This is a genomic window from Pedococcus bigeumensis (assembly GCF_039531795.1).
GTDB lineage: Bacteria > Actinomycetota > Actinomycetes > Actinomycetales > Dermatophilaceae > Pedococcus > Pedococcus bigeumensis.
The window spans coordinates 970,332-990,607 of the sequence record NZ_BAAAQS010000001.1 but is presented as its reverse complement, the minus strand read 5'-3'; the positions used below and the strand labels follow the sequence as shown (position 1 = coordinate 990,607).

Below are 20,276 nucleotides of genomic sequence, written 5' to 3'. Positions count from 1 at the left end.
CACGGTCCTCTCGATTCCCCCACTTTACTCCACCGACACCCGCCAACGCAGCCACTTCGGCCCATTTGGCCCTCTTGTTTCGATGTTTCTGCAGGTCAGACGGGTGGTGGAAAGTGGTGGACGATCACTGTCCCGGAGTCTCGGCGCGGCTGGCTGTGGCGCTGCCGGGGCGCCGCCACCGCGACACACCTCGCCCGGGAGCACCGCACGGGCTCCCATCCGGCGCCCGAGCGGCGCCGAACCACCCCTGCGGCCGGCTTCCCAGGTCACGAGACGGCATACCCCCTGTTTTGGTGGTGCGTTGTGGGGGAAGATCGATCGACCACCCGGAGGGGACGCAACGTGGCGGCCATGGGGACGACGGAAGGACAGCCGGTGCAAGGCAGGCACGAGGACGACGCCATGAAGCAGGCAGAGCCCACCACCGTGGGCACCAGCAAGCCGGAGAGCCTGCTCTCCCTCCCCGCGGGGTCGCCCGCCTCCCTGGGACAGGTGACCGAGGTCGCCGGACGGCTGGCCCGGGCCATCAACACCGTGATCGAGGGCAAGCCCGACGTCGTGCACACGGCCATCACCGTGCTGCTGGCCGAGGGCCACCTCCTGCTCGAGGACGTGCCCGGGGTCGGCAAGACGATGCTGGCCAAGACGCTGGCCCGGTCGATCGACTGCTCGGTGCGACGGGTGCAGTTCACTCCCGACCTGCTGCCCAGCGACATCACCGGCGTGAGCGTGTTCAACCAGGACGTCCGCGACTTCGAGTTCCGGCCGGGTGCGATCTTCGCCAACGTCGTGGTGGGTGACGAGATCAACCGTGCCTCACCGAAGACCCAGTCGGCACTGCTCGAGTCGATGGAGGAGGGCCAGGTCACGGTCGACGGCCAGACCTACGACCTCCCCAAGCCGTTCATCGTGATGGCGACCCAGAACCCCATCGAGATGGAGGGCACCTACCCCCTCCCCGAGGCCCAGCGAGACCGCTTCATGGCCCGCATCTCCCTCGGGTACCCGTCCTCGCGGGCCGAGGTCGCGATGCTCGACAGCCACGGGCAGGTCTCCCCGCTGGAGACCCTGCAGCCGGTGACCGACGCCGCGACGGTGTCGGCCATGGTGCGGGCGGTGCGCTCGGTGTTCACCAGCGACGCGATCAAGCAGTACGTCGTGGACCTGTCGGCCGCCACCCGCTCGAGCTCGGCCCTGCGGCTCGGCGCCTCGCCCCGCGCGACGCTGCACATGCTGCGAGCCTCCCGCGCGCACGCTGCCCTCGAAGGACGCGACCACGTCCTGCCGGACGACGTGCAGTCGATCGTGCTGCCGGTGCTGGCCCACCGCATCATCCCCACCGGTGAGACGCAGCTCGCGCGACGCAGCACCGGAGAGGTCCTGCAGGACCTCATGCGACGGGTGCCCGTCCCGGCCTCCGGCCGCTGAGGCGTCGCCGTGCGTCGACTCCGAGACCTGCTCACGACCCGAGGTCGTGCGTTCGTCGCGGCGGGAATCACGTTGGTGCTGTGCGGGATCGGGCTTGGCTTCACCGACCTCACCCGCATCGGCGTGCTGCTCGTCGCCCTCCCCCTCCTCAGTGGCCTGCTCATGCGTCGGCACGACCTGCGGTTCGCGCTCGAGCGCACCGCGGTGCCCGGCCGCATCCAGGTCGACGAGCAGTCCCTCGTCACGCTGGCCATCGAGAACGCGGGTGGTGGCGCCAGTCCCCTGCTGATGGCCGAGGAACAGCTGGACTACGCCCTCGGTGACCGGCCCCGGTTCGTCGTCCCGCGGCTGCGCCGTGGTGACCGGCAGGAGGTGCACTACTCGGTGCGCTCGCACGTGCGCGGCAGGCACCGGCTGGGACCGCTCGGCGTGCGGTTGCGCGACCCCTTCGGCCTGAGCACGCGGGTGGCCGCCATCTCCGGATCGAGCGACGTCCTCGTGCTGCCCAAGATCGTCCCGCTCGGTGGTGGGCAGCCCCCCGGCAGCGGTGTCGGCGCCGAGGGCGCCATCCCCCACATGGTCGCCCTCCACGGCGAGGACGACGTGTCCATCCGCTCCTACCGCGACGGCGACGACCTGCGTCGCATCCACTGGCCCGCCACGGCCAAGACCGGCGAGCTGATGGTGCGCCAGGAGGACCGCCCGGCGCGCCGTCGTGCCGCGATCGTCCTCGACTCGCGGGCCCGTGGGCACCACGGCTCGGGCAGTTCCGGGTCGTTCGAGTGGAGCGTGACCGCGTGCGCCTCCGTCGCCGCGCACCTGCTCGACCAGGGGTATGCCGTGCACCTGATCAGCGACGAGACCGCTGAGGACAGCCGGGCCGCCAGCGCGATGGAGGTCGACCCGCTGCTCGATGTGCTGGCGATGGCCGAGACCGGCACCGACGACCAGTTCGCCGAAGTGCTCCAGTCCGCCCACCCGGTCACGGCTTCCGGCGGCCTGGTGCTCGCCGTCGTCACCGACCTCGACGAGGAGCTCGCTCGTCGGGTGGCCTCCCTGCGCCAGCCCGGCGGCACCGCGTTGGCGATCGTCCTGGACCCCGACGGCTTCACCGCCACCCGGCGACACCGACCGGGGAGCAGCGACGAGCTCACCTGCGTCCCCGTGCTCCGCGGGGCGGGGTGGACGGTCGCCGTGGTCGGGGCGAGTGACGACCTGCCCTCGGTCTGGGGCGTGCTGTCCGGGTCGACGCGACGAGTGGGTGCGGCATGACCCGCGGCCGCCTCGCCGACTCGCTGATCGCCGGCGCGTGCTCTGCCGTCGTCGCCTGGCCGCTCACCACCCTCTTCACGCCCAGCACCTGGATCCGACCCACCTTGGCGATGGTCTTCGCCGTCGTCGTGGTCGGGGTCGTGGGCCGGATGCTCACCAGCTCGTGGGTGGCCATCGCCGGTGCGCAGCTCGTCGGGATCGTCCTCGCCGCCGGGTGGATCTACGGGCGCGGCCACCTCTGGTACGGCCTGCCCTACAGCGACACCGTCCTGGCCTTCAACAACCTGCTGGTCGAGGCCCGCGAGACGATCCAGAACTACGCCGCCCCCGCACCGACCGGTCGCGGGATCACCCTGGCCATCGGGCTGGCGATCGGGGTGGTCGCGGTCGTCGTGGACCACCTCGCGGTGATGCGTCGCTCCCCCGCGCTGGCCGGGCTGCCCCTGCTGACCGCGTTCCTCATCTCGGCCTCCAACTCGGGGAACTCGCTGCACCCCATGTTCTTCGTGGCCGCAGGAGGCCTGTGGCTGCTCATGCTGGGGCGCCAGGGCATCGCCTCGCTCCGGCGGTGGAGCACCACCGTGCCGATGAGCACCACCGGGCGACGCACCACCGACGACAACGACGGGGCGTACGGCTACGCCGCGGTGGGACGGAGCCTGGCTGTCGCGGGGTTGGTGGCCGCCGTGGTCGTGCCGGTGGTCATCCCCCACTTCCCCACCCGCTACCTCATCGACGGCCTGGGCCGGTCGAACGAGGCCACCGGGTTCACCGACGGGCAGGTCGGGCTCAAGTCCACCCTCGACCTGACCAAGAGCCTCAAGACGCTGTCGAAGGCGCCCGTCCTCAGCTACACCACCAATGCCGCCATCCTGACGCCGCTGCGGGTCGGCGTGCTCGACAACTACGAGGGCGACAACTGGCGACCCGAGCGCGACGAGGTCGACTACGGCCGGCTGACCTCGGTGCCCCTGCCGGGCGAGCTCGGCGACGACGTGCCCCGCGAGACCTACCGGATCTCGGTCGAGGACTCCCGTATCGAGGCGCCGCAGATCGCAGCGCCCACTCCCCTCGTGACCGCCGACCTCGGACGGGTCAGCTGGGGCCTGGACCGCAACACCTCGGTCGCGGTCGTCACCCGCTCGGTCAGCTCCTACAGCTTCACCTACCTGGCTCTCAACCCGACCCAGCAGTCCCTCGCCCAGTCGCGGCAGGCACCCACCGGCGGCTTCCTGCGCCAGGACCTGCGGGTCGACCCCGAGTCACAGGAGATCGTCAGCAAGACGGTCAGCGAGGTCGTGCCCCAGGATGCGACCCGGATCGAGGCGGCTCGCGCGATCCAGAAGTACCTGCGCACCGACGGCGGGTTCCGCTACTCCCTCGACCTCCCCGAGACGGTGAAGAACGACCTCGGACAGGACGAGCGCCCCGACGCGATCACCCTCTTCCTGCGCAGCAAGGTCGGCTACTGCGTGCAGTTCGCCACGGCCATGGTGATGATGGCGCGCGAGGCCGGGATCCCCGCCCGCATGGCGATCGGCTTCCTGCCCGGCACGGCCGACCGCGGGACCTACACGGTGCGGGGCTCCGATGCGCACGCCTGGCCCGAGCTGTACTTCGAGGGGATCGGCTGGCTGCGGTTCGAGCCCACGCCGTCCGGCACGCAGAGCACGGTCGCCCCGCCCTACTCGCTGGCGCCCACGACCCCAGGCAACGACCCCACCTCGACCAGCACCGCGACGGGTGGGGCGACCTCGACCCCGACCCGCCCGGACGGGCGCAACGACCCCGGTGCCACCGACCCGACCAAGACCACCGGGAGCGACTCGGGGTTCGCCGGCTGGTTCGGCCCTCGGACCCGTAGCCTTGTCCTCTGGATCTTGCTCGGGATCGTCGTCGGCCTCTTCGGGTCGCTGGCCGTCCCCCTGGCGGCTCGGAGCCGGTTCCGACGCAGGCTGCGGCACGCCCCGGACGAGTCGACGCGGGTCGAGATCGAGTGGCAGGCGATGACCGAGCGGCTCGGCGACCTCGGCGTCATCCCGCCACGGGGCAGCACGCCGCGGCAGGCCGGCCGGTTCTACCAGCGGGAGGCCTACCTCGAGGGCGACCAGACCGAGGCGCTGCGCCGCGTCGTCTCCGGCGTGGAACGCTCGCGCTACGCCCCTCCCGGCTCGACCGTCACCGACATCCGCGTCGACACGCAGGCCGTCGTCAAGGCCGTCTCCGGGGTACGGCGTCGCAAGGACCGGCTGCGGGCCACGTGGTGGCCGACCGAAGGCCTGCTCGAGTGGCGCGACCGCCGGGCCGCCGTGGCGCGGCTGGTGCGCCGCCCGCTCGACCGGTTCCAGGACTGGCGCGACGCCCGCCGCGACTACCGCGCGTAGCCCTCGGGCGGCATACCCGGTCGCGAGGCGGCCGTGAGGAAGGACGACGGGACGTTGGGCCCTGCCGTCGACTCGCGGTGCGGCGGATCGTGGCGAGCTCCAGAGCCCTCACCTGAGCGGAGATCGACCATGTTCCAGCCCACCGGACCTGACGGTATGCGCCGCACCATCGGCCACCCCACGCTCCCCCGAGGACCTGGTCGAGGACCTGGTCGAGGACCTGGTCGAGGACCTGGTCGAGGACCTGGTCGAGGACCTGGTCGAGGACTCGGTCGACGGTGGCTGGTCCTCCCTGCGCTGGCCGCCCAGCTGGCTCTGCTGATGACGTCCCTGCTCGGCTCCAGCGCCGTTGCGGCACCCGCTTCGGTCCAGCCGGAGGTCAGCATCCGTCCGGTGGCGACCGTGACCGGCGACGGCGCGACCTTGACCGTGTCGATGGTGGTCCGGTGCGCGCCCACCGAGCACATGATGGAGGGTTTCGCCAACGTCGAGCAGGGCGTCATCGCCCTCCTGTCCGGCTTCCGGGTCGAGTGCGACGGACGGCGACACCTCACGCAGGCCACGTTCTCGTCCTCGGACGTCAGTGGTGGACCGTTCCTCGTCGGCCGCGCCGACGTCCACGCCATCATCTTCGACGAGGCCATCGGGACGTCCGTGGCCGAGACCTCGCGCACCGTGCTGGTCAGGCGGTAGGCCGAACGACAGCCGACCGCCTCGAGCGCGTTCCCCACTGGCTCCTCACTGACGGACGACGAAGGCCCCGACCTGGGTCGGGGCCTTCGTCGCGTGCAGTGACCCGAGGCCAGCCTGACCGGCTGGCTCGCGCCGTCAGTCCAGGTAGTCGCGCAGGACCTGGCTACGGCTGGGGTGACGCAGCTTGCTCATCGTCTTGGACTCGATCTGGCGGATCCGCTCGCGGGTCACGCCGTAGACCTTGCCGATCTCGTCGAGGGTCTTCGGCTGGCCGTCGGTGAGGCCGAACCGCATCGAGACCACGCCGGCCTCACGCTCGGAGAGCGTGTCGAGCACCGAGTGGAGCTGCTCCTGCAACAGCGTGAAGCTGACTGCGTCGGCAGGCACGACGGCCTCGGAGTCCTCGATGAGGTCGCCGAACTCGCTGTCGCCGTCCTCGCCCAAGGGCGTGTGCAGGGAGATGGGCTCGCGACCGTACTTCTGGACCTCGACGACCTTCTCGGGGGTCATGTCGAGCTCCTTGGCGAGCTCCTCCGGGGTGGGCTCGCGCCCGAGGTCCTGGAGCATCTGGCGCTGCACGCGGGCCAGCTTGTTGATGACCTCGACCATGTGCACCGGGATGCGGATGGTGCGGGCCTGGTCGGCCATCGCGCGGGTGATCGCCTGGCGGATCCACCACGTCGCGTAGGTCGAGAACTTGTAGCCCTTGGTGTAGTCGAACTTCTCCACCGCACGGATCAGTCCGAGGTTGCCCTCCTGGATCAGGTCGAGGAAGAGCATGCCGCGACCGGTGTAGCGCTTGGCCAGCGAGACCACGAGCCGCAGGTTGGCCTCGAGCAGGTGGTTCTTGGCCTTCTTGCCGTCCTGGGCGATCCACCAGAGCTCGCGCTTGAGCTTCATCTCGATCTTGTCGCCCGAGTTGAGTCGCTCCTCGGCGAACAGGCCGGCCTCGATGCGCTTGGCGAGCTCGACCTCCTGCTCGGCGTTGAGGAGGGCCACCTTGCCGATCTGCTTGAGGTAGTCCTTGACCGGGTCGGCGGTGGCGCCCGCGGTGACGACCTGCTGGACCGGCGCGTCGTCCTCGTCGTCGTCGCGCAGGACGAAGCCCGCACCCTCGGACTCCTCGTCCTTCTTGTCGTCGTCGGCCTCGTCCTCGACCACGACCTCCTCGAGCTCGGACTCGACCACGTCGGTGGGCTCGGCCTCCACGACCTCGTCCGCGTCAGCCTCGGCGGGCTCGTCGGCGCCCTTGGCTGCCGCCTTGGTCGCGGTCTTGGTCGCCGTCTTGGCAGCAGTCTTCTTGGCTGCCGGTGCGGACTCGCCCGCGGCGGCGGCAGCGGCCTTCTTCGTCGTGGTCGCCTTGGCGGGGGCAGCCTTCGCGGCCTTGGCGGCCGACTTGGCGGCAGTCGCCTTGGCGGGGGCCTTCTCCTCGGCTGTGGCGTCGACCGCGACCTTGCTCGCGGTCTTGGTCGCGGCAGCGGTCTTCGTAGCGGCCTTCCTGGCCGGCGCCGTGGCCGTCTTCTTGCGGGTGCTGGTCGCAGCCACCGCACGCGAGGCGGTGGCGGAGTCGAGGGTCACGTGGATCCCCTGCTCGTCCAGCGAACGCAGCACAGCCTTCATCCTCTTCGGCGCGATCTCGGCCCCCTCGAGGGCGTCACGCAGCTGCGCACTGTCGACGGAGCCGTTGGTACGGCCCTGCTTGAGCAGCTTCTGCAGCGCGGGGTGGGAGAACTCCTGGGGGAGAGACGGTGCGGGGCTCGCAGCCTTCTTGGACACAGGCGACACGGACTACCTTTCGTCGCGGACTCGCGGCACGGCGCACGTCATCACAGCCATGCTTTGAGGGGATGTCTGTGACAACAACAGCGGGAGTGGAAGTATTGCGGAGACCGCTCGGGCTGACCCGTCGAGACCTCGTTGATGACATTGTAAAACGAGAAGTCCCCAGATCCCGCATCGGTGGCACAGGAGCACGCCGATCGTTCGCGGCGACAGCGGTGGCCGGCGGGCCAGGCACGTCGATCGGGGGCTTGGTCCGACCCTCGGTCAGGCCTCGGCCTTGACGGCCAGCACCGGGCAGGAGGCGTCGAGCAGGATGCGCTGGGCGTTCGAGCCCAGGATCAGCTTGCCGACCGGGGTGCGCCGACGGAGCCCGATGACGATGAAGTCGGCGTGCTCCTCCTCGGCCACCGCGATGAGGTCCTCGGCGGGCTCGTTGCCGCGCACCAGCTGGCGCACCTCGTGCTCGATGCCCTCGTGGTCGAGCTCGCCCTGGATGCGCCGGAGCTCGCTCTCGAAGCGGCTGGCCTCCTCGCCGTCGAAGTCTCGCCCGCCACGCTGGGAGTTGATGACGATGAGCTTCGACTTGCGAAGCAGGGACTCGTCAGCAGCACGACGCAGGGCCGCGCGCCCTTCCTTCGTCGGGACATATCCAACAACGATGGCCACGGGGACCTCCTACGGTCTGTTCATCGGCCCAGGGACGGCCGGGGCGGTGTCGACCGGAGCCTCGTTGCTCCGGCCATGGTGCCCACGCGGCCGCAGCCGCTGGGCCGACCGTACCGGAAATCCCCCGGTCAGGTTGACGTGGCGAGCACCTTCGCCACGATCGCGCCGACTTGCTCGATCTCGATGAGGAAGCCGTCGTGGCCGTAGTCGGAGCGCACCGTGTGGAGCGCCGCGCCCGGGACGGCGCCGGCGATCTCCTGCGACAGCCTCGGGGGGTACAGGCGGTCGGAGTCGACGGCCACCACCACGAGGTCTGCGGTCACCCGCTCGAGCGCGGCAGCCACTCCCCCGCGCCCGCGACCGACGTCGTGCGAGTTCATCGCCTCGGTGAGGACGACGTAGGAGTTCGCGTCGAACCGCCCGGCCAGCTTGCCGGCGTGGTGGTCGAGGTAGGACTCCACGGCATACCGGCCACGTCCGCCCAAGGGGTCCTCGGACTGCTGCGGCTGGCGCCCGAAGCGCTCGTGCAGCTCGAGCTCGCTGCGGTAGGTGACGTGGGCGATGCGGCGGGCGATCCCGAGCCCCGTGTCGGGTCCGGTGAGGCGCTCGTAGTAGTCACCGCCGTGGAAGTGGGCGTCGGCCCGGATCGCCAGTAGCTGTGCCTGGCACCAGCCGATCTGCTCCGCCGTCGCGTATGCCGTGCTGGCCAGCACGATCGCGGTCCCGACCCGCTCGGGGTGCGTGACGGCCCACTCCAGGGCGCGCATGCCACCCATCGACCCGCCGAGGACGGTGTGCCAGCGGTCGACCCCCAGGGCGTCGGCCAGCAGGGCCTCGGTCTGCACCTGGTCGCGCACCGTGATGAAGGGGAACCGGCTGCCCCAGGGCGTGCCGTCCGGGGCCGGGCTCGACGGCCCGGTGCTGCCCTGGCAGCCACCCAGGACGTTGGCGGCCACGACGAAGTAGCGGTCGGAGTCGAGCGGCTTGCCGGGCCCGACGAGTCCGTCCCACCAGCCGGGTGTCGGGTGACCAGGACCGGTCGGCCCGTCGACGTGGCTGTCACCGGTGAGCGCGTGCTCCACGAGGACGGCGTTGTCGCGGGCGGCGTTCAGCTCACCCCAGGTCTCGTAGGCCACCCGGACTGCGGGCAGCACGCCGCCGCGCTCCAGCTCGATGGCGCCGAGGTCGACGAACTGGCGTCGCCCGACCGGGTCGCCGTCCCGCCAGGCCCCGGAAGTCGCCCGTGGTGGGGAGGTCGTGGTCATCGAAACTGCTCCTGTGGCGCTCGCGCTTGCCGCCCAGGTGAGGGTCGGCCGGGTCTTCACCCGGGGCACCCCACCGCGAGGAGGGTTGCCGCCCAGCAAGCCGGGGCTTGGCGCTGGGACTCATAACCTGCCGCTCATCATACGAGCCGCTCTGCCCGCTGTCCCTCGCGTCCGCTGCGTGGACGAACGCGCGGTCGTGCACCACCTCCGGGCGGTTCACCCCGCCCGGGCGTCGTCAGGGCGGGCGTCGTCAGGGCGGGCGTCGTCAGGGCGGGCGTCGTCAGGGCGGGCAGCAAGGCTGTCCTCCTGCTGGGCGCCTCCGCCGGGGCGAACCCCCAGGTCGAGCATCTGCTCCAGCAGGCGGGCCAGCCGGTAGCCGGGCGAGGCGCCCAGCGCACGCTCCAGGCAGGTCCTCGCGAGCGCGCCATCGCCGAGCCACCACGCGAGGTTGGCCAGCACCGTGAGTGGGGCCGCGGCGTGCTCGTCGGGGACAGCCCTGACCAGGTGCTGCAGCCGGACCAGGTGTCGCCTCCGGGCCGGCGTGTCCTCGTCACTGCGGGGCAGGCAGGTGTGGATCGCGTCGACCACGTCCGGCGACAGGCAGTCCTCGGGCAGGGACCCCGGACACAGCCAGGCCACCAAGGCGTCCCGGAGCTCGAGGTCGCGAAGGCTGTCGACGAGCAGCGCGACCTGGTCGGGACGCAGCGCCTCCACCGCGCCCTCGTCGTCGTCTCCAGCGCCCCTGAGCCCCAACGCGACCGCCCAGGCGGACAGGGCCTCGAACCGATGCGGCACCTTCCCGGGGGCCGCACTGCGGCCCGCGCGCTCAGCCAGCGCCGTCCCTACGGACTCCGACCGCTCGGGGTCTGCGGCGACGAGGGCCGCGAGCGCACCCCGACCGGGCAGCGGCGAGACACCGAGCCCGACGAACTCCGCCACCGCGGGCGTGTCTGCCGGCGCGGGGATCGGCGACCCCGCGGTCGGGCAGCACCCGGCGACGCAGTCGACGGCGAACCACCGGCCGTCACGCACCACGATCCGGTCGAGCACCTCCACCCCGGCCCGGAGCAGGTGGCCGCGGATGGCGTCGAGTCCCGGCCGCGCCGCTCCCCTGCGCCCCTCGTAGGCGACGAGCAGGACCGCGTCGGGCTCCTCGCGCAACAGGGGTGGGACGAGCACCCGCGTCGCCTCGTCGGCCTCCGCTGCGGTCGGCAGGTCGACCCGCTCGACGAGGACCACCGCGCGGTCGCGCAGCGAGACCACGACCAGCGAGTCGTCGGGGTGGTAGCCGAGCTGGTAGGGCAATACGGCGACGACGTCGCCGGGGCTGCGCAGCCTGATGGAGTTCATGGCCGCCACGCTTCCCGGCAGGACGAGCCCACGACACCCGGCGAACCGGGACCTGTGGACTCGGTCGGCCGGCGACCCACCCCTGGTGACAGCGAAGGGCGGTACGGCGCCGTATCCGCGCCGTACCGCCCTTCCACGCTCTCGGGAGCCGAGGAGCTCCGACCCGTCTACCGCAGGACGTCGCCCTGGACGGTCTCGCGGGCAGCCCCGCCGGTGCGCGGGTGCAGCCGCTCCCAGGCGAGGAACGACTCGGTCTCGTTGACCACGGTCGCGGCGATCCACGACACGACCACCGCGTCGTCGGCCAGGCCGAACACCGACAGGGCCAGCTCGGGGATGAGGTCGATCGGGGAGACGACGTAGGCGACCGCCCCGATCACCATGAGCAGCCGCCCGCGGCTGGTCCCGGCATACTCCCCGCGGAAGGTGGCCGCGAACAGCCTGGGCAGGCTCGTCAGGCGCTCCCCGATGCCCGGCGACCCGGGACGGGCGGCGGTGCGCACGGCGGTGGCGATGGTGCGCAGGGCACCGAATCGGTTCATGGGCATGGACAGTCTCCTTGCTCCCGGACGCCAGATGGCCCGGACACGGTGCAAACGACCCAGCGCCCGTCCTGATTCCCCCGCAGCACCGCGACCACGTCAGATCCCGGTCGCCTTGCGCGGGAACTCGTGCCGGGCGTGGTCGGCGATCTTCTTGAGCAGGAACCCGTCGAGCCCGGCCCCGATGACACCACCGATGACCGGCACGCCCTTGCCGAACCTCGTCAGCGTCTTCTTGCCCGCGGTCGACAGGAGCCGGAAGCCGACCGCCTTGTTGACGACCATCATCGCCGGCCCCGGCAGCCGCTGGGCCGCGAGGTTGGCGAGGCGTCCGGTCGAGGTCACCCCGGCCTTCTTGAGCAGGTCGTCGGCGTCGGCCCCGACCAGCGTCAAGAGCACGGCCGAGCGGATCTCCGGCTGCTTGATGTCGTAGCCGCGCAACGACGCGATGGACGCGACCATGCGGGTCGCCACGATGTAGAACTCGACGACGTTGGCCGGCAGCGCCACAGGCAGCGTGATGAAGCCACCCAGGCCCGTGACGAACCCACCCGCTGCGGCGAGCTTGAGGTGGCCCCGCACGACGGCGTCGACCGCCTCCTCCGCCTCCGGCTTCTCGGCGCGCTTGACGTCGGCGACCTTCTGGGCGGAGTCGAACGGGCCCTTGCCGTCGATCCCCACGTCGAGGAGGCTCTCGATGAGTCCGGTGACGGCGCCGGCGAACATCCCGGAGTCCTCCCGCCCGGCCTTGGCCTGCTCGAGCGCCGAGGTCGGCGCGACCTCCGCCTCGTCCTTGCCCAACCCGAGGAACCCCACGCAACTCTCCCTGCCGTCGTCCAGCGACCTGTCGTAGCTCGGACAAGCCTCGTGACCTGCCCGGACAGCTGTGCTCGCCATCCTGCCACGAGGCCCGGTGACCAGCAGGTTTAGCCTTGGGACATGCCTGAGTCAGCTGCCTCGTCCACCGACCGGTCCACCCTCTCCTCCCCCGACCCGTCCGGCTTCTCCGCCTACGCCCACCCCGAACGGCTCGTGAGCACCGAGTGGCTGGCGGAGCAGGTGGCCGCAGGGCGGGTCGGCGGCCCCGACGGGATCGTCGTCCTCGAGTCCGACGAGGACGTGCTGCTCTACGACACCGGCCACATCCCGGGGGCGCTCAAGCTCGACTGGCACCAGGACCTCAACGACCCGGTCATACGCGACTACGTCGACGCCGAGCAGTTCGCCTCCGTCATGTCGGCTCGTGGGGTGGGGCGCGACACGACCGTGGTCATCTACGGCGACAAGAACAACTGGTGGGCCGCCTACGCCCTGTGGGTGATGAGCCTGTTCGGCCACGAGGACGTGCGGCTGCTCGACGGCGGTCGCGCCAAGTGGGTGGCCGAGGGTCGCGAGCTGACCAAGGACGTGCCGCAGGTGGCGCCGCTGGCCGGCGACGCGGCATACCCGGTCGTCGAGCGTGACGACGCACCGATCCGCGCGTTCAAGGACGACGTGCTGGCCCACCTCGGCGGGCCGCTGGTCGACGTCCGCTCCCCCGGCGAGTACTCCGGCGAGCTCCTGCACATGCCGGACTACCCACAGGAGGGCGCCATGCGGGGCGGCCACATCCCCGGCGCGAAGTCGGTGCCGTGGGCCCGCGCCGCCAACGAGGACGGCACGTTCAAGTCCCGTGCCGACCTCGAGGCCATCTACCTCACCGAGCAGGGCCTGTCGCCGGCCGAGCCGACGATCGCGTACTGCCGCATCGGTGAGCGCTCGGCGCACACCTGGTTCGTGCTGACCCACCTGCTGGGCTTCGACACGGTGCGCAACTACGACGGGTCGTGGACCGAGTGGGGCAACGCGGTCCGCGTACCCGTGGAGAAGTGAGACGCCGATGAGCCAGGACACGACCCGCGCGGAGCTGCCGCCCGCGCTCCAGGAGATCGCCGACGACTTCGCCGATCTCCTTGCACCCCAACGGTTGGAGCTGCTGCTGGAGTTCAGTGAGGGTCTGCCCGAGCTGCCGGCGCGGTATGCCGGTCGGCTGGGTGAGATGGAACAGGTGCACGAGTGCCAGTCGCCGATCTTCCTCGCCGTGGAGGTCGGGGACGAGCCGGCCGACGCGCCGGGAGACCGCCCCGTCCACCTGTTCTTCTCCGCCCCGCAGGAGGCGCCGACCACGCGGGGGTTCGCGGGCATCCTGCACGAGGGCCTCGACGGGCTCACCGTCCACGAGGTGCTCGCAGTGCCCGAGGACGCGCCCTACCGCTTCTCACTGGGCGAGGCGGTCTCCCCGCTGCGGCTGCGCGGCATGGTCGGGATGCTCAGCCGGATCAAGCGCCAGGTTGCGCTGAAGACCCAGTCCTAGCACCACGCGCAACCCTTCCGGTGTCCCAGCGTCGTCGTCCCGTCCCACCTTGTCGGGTGACCCGACAGAGGGCGGCTCCACCCCGGAACGGTTCCGGGGTGAAGCCGCCGTTCGTCCGGTGAGGCGTCGTGCCTAGCTGACGGCGTCGAGGGCGTCGACGATGCCCTCGCCGTAGTAGCTGTTGTCCGTCGCCGGCCCGGTGCAGGGGATGCTGGTGCCGCCCTCGGGAGCAGAGCAGGCCCGGTCGTCGGCCTGCGCCCGCAGCTTGGCGATCATCTGCGCCGGGGTCCAGTCGGGATGGACCGACTTCATCAGGGCGAGCACCCCCGCGACGTGCGGCGACGCCATCGAGGTGCCGCTCTTGGTGCCGTAGCCGTTGCTGGCCACGACCGTCGACAGGATGGTGCGACCGGGTGCCGCGACGTCGATGACGCCCAGGCCGCGGTTGCTGAACGACGCGAGCTGCTGGCTGCGGTTGGTCGCGGAGACCGTGACCACCCCGGGGAGCTCGGTCGGGATGTCCAGGCAGTCGTTGTTGATCTTCCGGGTGATCGGCTTGGTGTCGTTCGGGCTGGCGCTGTCGGTCGTCTTGTTGGCCAGGTCCTTCGCGGAGTTGCCGGCTGCGGCGGCGTGCACCACACCCTGCTTGGTCGACCACGCCACGGCGCGCTCGACGGCGGTGCGGACCGCGGCCTGGTCGGGCTGGTCACCGCACCAGTACTCCATCGGGTCGATGTAGTAGCTGTTGTTGGTCACGTCCATCTTGCGCTCGCCGGCCCAGATGAAGCCGCAGATCGCGTACTCCGGGTAGATGAACCCGTCGTCGTTGACGACCTTCACCGCGGCCATCCGCACGTTCGGGGCGACCCCGACGATGCCGGTGCCGTTGCGGGCGGCGCCGATCGTGCCGGCCACGTGGGTGCCGTGGTCGGACGTGGTCGGGTACCACGCGCCCGGGCTCTGGTCGGGACGACCCGCGCCCACACAGCTCACCGAGTCGGCGACGTCGATGTTGTCGGCCAGGTCGGGGTGGTCGGGGTCGATGCCGCTGTCGAGCACGCCGACGACGACCGAGCGGTCACCATCGGTGATCTTGTGGGCCTGGTCGGCCTTGATCTGGACCATGTCCCACTGCTCGGCCTCGCGGGGGTCGGCGGCCGGGGCTGCGGCACCCGTCAGCGCGTCGGAGAGGTCACCGTTGGCCGGCTTGGAGTGTCCCTTCTGGTAGCCCGAGGCGCCCTTGCCCCACGAGGGGGACAGGTCGGCCGGGGTGCCTTCGCTCACGGCCGCGGTCCGCGAGGCGCCCACCGAGCTCACGGCGTTGCCGCCGAGGCGGAGAACGTCGGGACGGAAGGCTGCGCGGTCGGAGTGGGCGACGACGACGCCGATCTGGGGCCACGACTGGACGACGACCCCACCGGCCGCCACGACCGCGCGCTCGACGAGGCGGGTCTGGCCGGGGTTGGCCACCTTGGCGTTGACGACGTAGCTCATGAGGTAGCCGTCGGGCGTCACGACGGGCACCGGCGTCGAGGCGTCCTGCGCCGTGCCGGTCGTCGTGCTGCTCGTCGTGCTGGTGGTCGCGGACGAGCCGCTCGCGTCCGAGTCGTCGGCGGGTGACGCCGTGGCACTGCCTGCGGCGAGCAGCGACGCGGCGAACAGGCCGCCGGCCGCCACGAGGGCGACGCCACGTCCGTGCGGGGAACGGTGGTGCATGGGTTTCCTCCTGGGTGGGAATGGAGTTCCTGGGGCTTCCGATGGGAAATGTCCAGTTCTCAGCACTGTGCCCCATTCTGGGTAAGGAGTGGGTATGGAGCGTGGCCGCGGCACGGGTCTGCTGCAGCGTCGGTGGAGGGTGCGAGGATGAGCGCGCCATGCCTGCCCTCGTCGCGTTCGTCACCTCAGCGGACGGTCGCGCCGCCCTCGTCGGCGAGGAGGTCGACGAGCAGGCGGCGATCGAGGCCGTCGGGCCGCTGGACCAGCTCGTCGCCCGCGCCGCAGAGCTCGAGGGCGACGGCACGACCCGCTGGGTCTGGTGGTCGGCAGCCGCCGACGCCGTGCCCCTGGCGGCCGCCGGCCTCCCGCTGGCGCGGTGCTATGACGTCGCCGAGGCGCACCGCCTCCTCGTCGGCGGCTGGGAGGCGCATCCGCAGGCGGCCTGGGCCGTGGTCCAGGGGCTGGCGCCCGCGGGCCTGCCCGAGGCGACCCGCGGAGACCTCTTCGACTTCAGCGCCGCCCACCCCACCGAGCACGCGCCGGACGCCCCGGGGTCGAGCCGGGTGGTCCGGGCCGACGGCTACCTCGACCCCGACGCGGGCACCGCGAGCTGGCGCCCCGACGACGACACGCTGGTGGCCTGGGGGCGGGCCGCCCTCGACTGCGCCCGCGCGCAGGAGGCGGCCCTGGTCGAGGTCGGACCGCGAGCCGTGGCGGCAGCCCACTCGGAGTCGGCCGCGGCATACCTGTGCCTCGAGCTCGCCCGCGACGGCCTGCCGGTCGACCGCGCCACCGCCGAGCGGATGATCGGCGAGGCCGCCGGAGCCCGACCCCGGGACGAGGCCGACGCCCGCCGCATCCGGGCCGCACGCGACCGCGCGGTCCTCGCTCACACGCCCGGCCGCGAGACCACCGACCTGCGAAACCCGTTGCAGGTCAAGGAGCTCCTCGCCTCGGTCGGTGTCGTCGTCCCCAACACCCGCAAGTGGGTCCTCGAGCCGTTCCGCGACACCCACCCCGTGGTCGACGCCCTCCTGGAGTGGCGCAAGGCCGAGCGCATCGCCACCACCTACGGCTACCCGTGGCTCGACGCCCACGTCGGCGCCGATGACCGGCTCCGCGGCGGCTGGACCGCGTGCGACGGCGCCGCGGGGCGGATGACCGCCCAGAACGGCCTGCACAACCTGCCCACGTCCCTACGACCGGCGGTGGCAGCCCACCCCGGTCACGTCTTCGTGCGAGCCGACCTGGGCCAGATCGAGCCGCGGGTGCTGGCCGCGGTCTCCGGCGACGAGGCGTTCGCCGCCGCCACCCTCGCCGACGACCTCTACGCACCGGTCGCCGCCGCGCTCAAGGTGGACCGTCCGGTGGCCAAGGTCGCCGTCCTGGCGGCCATGTACGGCCAGCGCAGCGGGGCGGCCGGCGAGGCCCTCAAGGACCTCGAACGCACCTACCCCGTCGCCATGGGCTACCTCGACGCCGCGTATGCCGCCGGGCTGCGGCGCGAGCCGCTGCGCACCTTCGGGGGCCGCCTGATCCGGCTCGACTCCGTCCTCGCCGACGTGCCCGTCGAGGCGGTCGGTGCCTACGACGCGGCCCGGGGAAGGTTCGCCCGCAACGCCGTCATCCAGGGCTCGGCGGCCGAGCTGTTCAAGGCCTGGGCCGCGACGGTGCGGGCGACCACGCGTGACCTCGGCGCCCAGATCGTGCTCTGCCTCCACGACGAGCTGCTGGTGCACGTGCCCCAGGAGAACGCCGAGGAGACCCGCCGCAGGCTCGAGCTGGCGCTCACCGACAGCGCGCGGCGGTGGACGGGCTCGACCCGGGTGCGGTTCGTGGCCGACGCCTCGGTGGTCCACCGCTGGTCCGAGGCGAAAGAGTAACCGCGATCCTTCGCCGACAAACCCCTGACCTGCGGTGACGCATGGTTAGGTGGGGGCATGGATCACCAGGACGTCAAGCAGGCCGCCTCCCAGGCGGCCGACCACCCGGCCCTCGAGGCCGTCGCCCGCGTGGGATACGCCGTCAGCGGGCTGTTGCACCTGCTCATCGGGTGGATCACGCTGCAGGTCGCCTTCGGCGGCAGCGGCAAGAACGCCGACCAGAGCGGTGCCCTCGCGTCCCTCGCCGGCAACGGCGCCGGCAAGGCCGCCCTGTGGGTCGGCGTGATCGGCTTCCTCGGCCTGGCGCTCTGGCAGGTCGCCGATGCCATCGTCGGACACCCGGGTGACGACAAGGACGCCTGGGGCGGCCGGGCCAAGGCCGTCGGCAAGGCGATCGTCTACCTCGCCCTCGCGTGGTCGGCCTTCAACTTCGCCCGGGGCAAGTCCAGCAACAGCCGGAGCCAGAGCGTCGACTTCACCGCCAAGCTCCTCGACAAGCCCGGCGGTCGCGCCGTCGTCGTGGTCGTCGGCCTGGTCGTCATCGGGATCGGGCTCTACCACGTCTACAAGGGCGCCAAGAAGAAGTTTCTCCAGGACCTCCAGGACCACCCCGGCACCTGGGCCACCCGCGCCGGCCAGGTCGGCTACATCGCCAAGGGCATCGCCCTGGTCATCGTCGGGTTCCTCTTCGCCGCCGCGGGCGTGCACAAGCAGGCCAAGGAGGCCAGCGGGCTCGACGGCGCACTGAAGTCACTGCGGGACGAGCCCTTCGGCACCACGCTCCTGGTCGTGATGGCGGTCGGCTTCGCCGCCTTCGGCCTCTACAGCTTCGCCCGCGCCAAGCACGCGAAGGTCTGACCACGGCGAAGGCCGCACGAAGGCCCTGATCCGCACTGGTGCGGACCAGGGCCTTCGGTGTGTCTGAGCGCCGGCTGCTGCGGGCCCGGACGCCGGCGACTCAGCTGGGGTTGCCCTCGCCGGCCGCGTCGTCGTCCGCCACGTCGCGCAGGAACTGCTCGAACTCGGCCCCGATCTCGTCGGCTGACGGCAGCTCGCTGACGTCGGTGGCCAGCAGGCTCGGCTTCTGACGGCCCTCGCTGAAGGTGTCGTACTGGCGCTCCAGCGCCGCGATCACCTGGGAGACCTCGTCGGACCCCTCGATCTCGCGGGCGATCTCGGCACGGTTGAGACCCGCCTGCGCGATCAGGTCGTCGATCGGGAGGTTCAGGCCGGTGGCTGCGGTGATGGCGTTCAGGGCGGTGACGGCGCCGTCGGCGAACTCCGCCTGGGCGAGGTAGTGGGGCACGTGCACGGCGAACCCGAGGGCGTCATGACCCGACTCCCCCAGCCGCAGCTCGAGCAGCGAGGAGAGGCTGGCGGGCACCTCGACTCGACCGAACGGGTTGTCCTGCAACGGGATCAGTCGCGGGTCCGTGGCGTGGGAGGTGAGCCCGATCGGCCGGGTGTGCGGGACTGCCATGGGGATGCCGTGGGCACTGACGACGAGGTTGACCCCCAGCAGCACGACCAGCTGACGGACCGCCTCGGTCATCCGCTCCCACTGGAAGTCGGGCTCCGGGCCGGTCAGCAGCAGGAAGGGGGTGCCGTCGCGGTCGACCAGCCGGTGCAGCGCGAGGCACGGGTCGTCGTAGCTGAGCCAGCGGTTGGAGTCGAACACCATGGCGGGGCGGCGGCTGCGGTAGTCGACCATCTGGTCGGTGTCGAAGGACGCGACGACGGTGGACTCGCTGGTGGCCAGCAGGTGGTCGGTGAGGAGTCGCTGCGTGTGGCCGGCGTCCATGAACCCGCCCAGCGCGACGAGCAGGACCGACGCCCGCAGCTCCTGCGGGTCGGTGTCGGTCTCGAAGTGGTAGAGCTCGGACGGGTTCAACACGGCTACTCCAGCGGTCGGTCCCAGCGAGGCTGGGTCACGGTTCGGTCCCCACCCGGGGATCCATCTGTTCGACGATCTGTGGGTGAGCGGGCCACTGGGTGCGACCCGGTCCACAGTGCCAACGCTTCAGCATGGCAGGGGATTCCGTCCTGCACCTCCACCACCATCGGGAGTTTCGCGAACCATGCCAATGTGACGCCGGTCACACTTGCGGCCTTGGCGGAATGGGCGTGGCGGACGTACGGTTCGATGAAACGAAACAGTTTCGTTCCATCCCGGACCAGACCGGACCATCACCGGACCACCACCGGACCGCACCATCGAAGCCGGGCCCGACACCCCCGGGCCATCGTCGGACCACCAAGCAGAGGAAGCAGCCCGTGACCCCCACCAGCACCACCACCGCACCGGAGACGCAGGAGGCGCCCGAGCCGGCGCGCACCCGTCCCCGCGTCGAGGGTGACCGCGAGCGGGAGATCCTCGAGGCAGCCCTCGTCACGCTGGCGGACGTCGGTTACGACCGGCTCAACTTCGACGCGGTGGCCAGTGCCGCCAAGGCGTCGAAGGCCACCCTCTACCGCCGCTGGCCCGGCAAGGTCGACCTTGTCGTCGACGCGCTGCAGCTGATGATCGGGGTGGAGGCGGACCGCTATCCCGATACCGGGTCGCTCCGCGGAGACCTCATCTCCCAGGCCTGCGCCAAGGGTGGCATCGGGGAGGACCTGCCGCTGCAGGTCTTCGCCGCGCTGCTCGGCTCGCTGCACCGCGAGCCCGAGCTGCGCGAAGCCATCATGACCCGCCTGATGGCCCCCAAGCTGGCGGTCACCCTCAAGACCTTCCGTGCCGCTCAGCAGCGCGGGGAGATCGGCAAGGACGCCGATCTGGAGCTGCTGGCACGACTGCTGCCGGCGATCACGATCCACGAGGCGATGCTGACGGGCACCCACCCGTCACAGGACCGTCTCATCGCCCTGGTGGACAGCGTCGTCCTCCCCGCCTGCGCCGCGACGTTGCGGCGCGACTGACCCACCTCGCACCACCTCACCAC

The 20,276-nt window shown here is 71.5% G+C and carries 17 protein-coding genes and 1 riboswitch; of the genes, 9 read left to right on the top strand and 8 right to left on the bottom strand.

The window, feature by feature from the left end:
• Positions 1-402: 402 nt before the first annotated feature.
• From ABD262_RS04780 to ABD262_RS04765, 4 genes are all read left to right on the top strand, one after another.
• A complete protein-coding gene (locus ABD262_RS04780; protein ID WP_344131943.1) occupies positions 403-1,428 on the top strand; it encodes an AAA family ATPase in 1,026 nt (341 codons plus the stop codon).
• Between the two features lie 9 nt (positions 1,429-1,437).
• Positions 1,438-2,700 (top strand): DUF58 domain-containing protein, encoded by a 1,263-nt coding sequence (locus ABD262_RS04775; protein ID WP_344131940.1) that lies wholly within the window; start codon positions 1,438-1,440, stop codon positions 2,698-2,700.
• Positions 2,697-5,084 carry a transglutaminase TgpA family protein gene (locus ABD262_RS04770; protein ID WP_344131938.1) on the top strand — a complete coding sequence of 796 codons (2,388 nt, stop codon included), beginning with the start codon at positions 2,697-2,699 and terminating at the stop codon, positions 5,082-5,084. Before ABD262_RS04775 ends, ABD262_RS04770 begins: the two co-directional genes overlap by 4 nt.
• A 321-nt stretch (positions 5,085-5,405) precedes the next feature.
• Positions 5,406-5,777 (top strand): hypothetical protein, encoded by a 372-nt coding sequence (locus tag ABD262_RS04765; RefSeq protein ID WP_344131935.1) that lies wholly within the window; start codon positions 5,406-5,408, stop codon positions 5,775-5,777.
• A 135-nt stretch (positions 5,778-5,912) separates the two neighbouring features.
• On the opposite strand, the gene ABD262_RS04760 is transcribed toward ABD262_RS04765, so the two are convergent.
• The 6 genes from ABD262_RS04760 to ABD262_RS04735 all read right to left on the bottom strand — a co-directional run bounded on the left by ABD262_RS04760 (position 5,913) and on the right by ABD262_RS04735 (position 12,198).
• On the bottom strand, positions 5,913-7,562 hold the full coding sequence (locus ABD262_RS04760) for an RNA polymerase sigma factor (protein ID WP_425564795.1): 1,650 nt from the start codon (positions 7,560-7,562) through the stop codon (positions 5,913-5,915).
• A 261-nt stretch (positions 7,563-7,823) separates the two neighbouring features.
• Positions 7,824-8,225: a universal stress protein gene (locus tag ABD262_RS04755; RefSeq protein ID WP_344131932.1), complete on the bottom strand. Its 402-nt coding sequence runs from the start codon at positions 8,223-8,225 to the stop codon at positions 7,824-7,826.
• A gap of 128 nt (positions 8,226-8,353) precedes the next feature.
• Positions 8,354-9,490, bottom strand: a complete 1,137-nt coding sequence (gene metX, locus ABD262_RS04750; protein WP_344131929.1) for a homoserine O-acetyltransferase MetX — start codon at positions 9,488-9,490, stop codon at positions 8,354-8,356.
• A 17-nt stretch (positions 9,491-9,507) separates the two neighbouring features.
• Positions 9,508-9,618, bottom strand: a riboswitch (SAM riboswitch).
• 88 nt (positions 9,619-9,706) lie between these two features.
• A complete protein-coding gene (locus ABD262_RS04745; RefSeq protein WP_344131926.1) occupies positions 9,707-10,840 on the bottom strand; it encodes a DUF4192 domain-containing protein in 1,134 nt (377 codons plus the stop codon).
• 167 nt (positions 10,841-11,007) lie between these two features.
• A complete protein-coding gene (locus ABD262_RS04740) occupies positions 11,008-11,388 on the bottom strand; it encodes a YkvA family protein (protein WP_344131923.1) in 381 nt (126 codons plus the stop codon).
• A gap of 93 nt (positions 11,389-11,481) precedes the next feature.
• Entirely contained in the window at positions 11,482-12,198 is a 717-nt protein-coding gene (locus tag ABD262_RS04735) for an EcsC family protein (protein WP_344131920.1), read from the bottom strand.
• A gap of 123 nt (positions 12,199-12,321) precedes the next feature.
• On the opposite strand from ABD262_RS04735, the gene ABD262_RS04730 reads away from it, so the two are divergent.
• The gene (locus ABD262_RS04730; RefSeq protein ID WP_344131917.1) at positions 12,322-13,254 is read left to right on the top strand and encodes a sulfurtransferase; all 933 of its coding nucleotides are present in this window, start codon (positions 12,322-12,324) and stop codon (positions 13,252-13,254) included.
• A gap of 7 nt (positions 13,255-13,261) precedes the next feature.
• Positions 13,262-13,735 (top strand): SufE family protein, encoded by a 474-nt coding sequence (locus ABD262_RS04725; protein ID WP_344131914.1) that lies wholly within the window; start codon positions 13,262-13,264, stop codon positions 13,733-13,735.
• Positions 13,736-13,867: 132 nt separating this feature from the next.
• Here ABD262_RS04725 and ABD262_RS04720 read toward each other — a convergent pair whose 3' ends face one another.
• Complete coding sequence (locus ABD262_RS04720; RefSeq protein ID WP_344131911.1) at positions 13,868-15,451, bottom strand: S8 family peptidase; 1,584 nt, start codon at positions 15,449-15,451, stop codon at positions 13,868-13,870.
• 158 nt (positions 15,452-15,609) lie between these two features.
• Here ABD262_RS04720 and ABD262_RS04715 point away from each other — a divergent pair, with 158 nt between their 5' ends.
• A complete protein-coding gene (locus tag ABD262_RS04715) occupies positions 15,610-17,334 on the top strand; it encodes a DNA polymerase (protein WP_344131908.1) in 1,725 nt (574 codons plus the stop codon).
• Positions 17,335-17,391: 57 nt separating this feature from the next.
• Positions 17,392-18,192 carry a DUF1206 domain-containing protein gene (locus ABD262_RS04710; RefSeq protein WP_344131905.1) on the top strand — a complete coding sequence of 267 codons (801 nt, stop codon included), beginning with the start codon at positions 17,392-17,394 and terminating at the stop codon, positions 18,190-18,192.
• Between the two features lie 100 nt (positions 18,193-18,292).
• On the opposite strand, the gene ABD262_RS04705 is transcribed toward ABD262_RS04710, so the two are convergent.
• Positions 18,293-19,228 carry a PAC2 family protein gene (locus ABD262_RS04705; protein WP_344131902.1) on the bottom strand — a complete coding sequence of 312 codons (936 nt, stop codon included), beginning with the start codon at positions 19,226-19,228 and terminating at the stop codon, positions 18,293-18,295.
• Between the two features lie 380 nt (positions 19,229-19,608).
• On the opposite strand from ABD262_RS04705, the gene ABD262_RS04700 reads away from it, so the two are divergent.
• Entirely contained in the window at positions 19,609-20,253 is a 645-nt protein-coding gene (locus tag ABD262_RS04700; RefSeq protein ID WP_344131899.1) for a TetR-like C-terminal domain-containing protein, read from the top strand.
• The last annotated feature ends 23 nt before the right edge of the window (positions 20,254-20,276 follow it).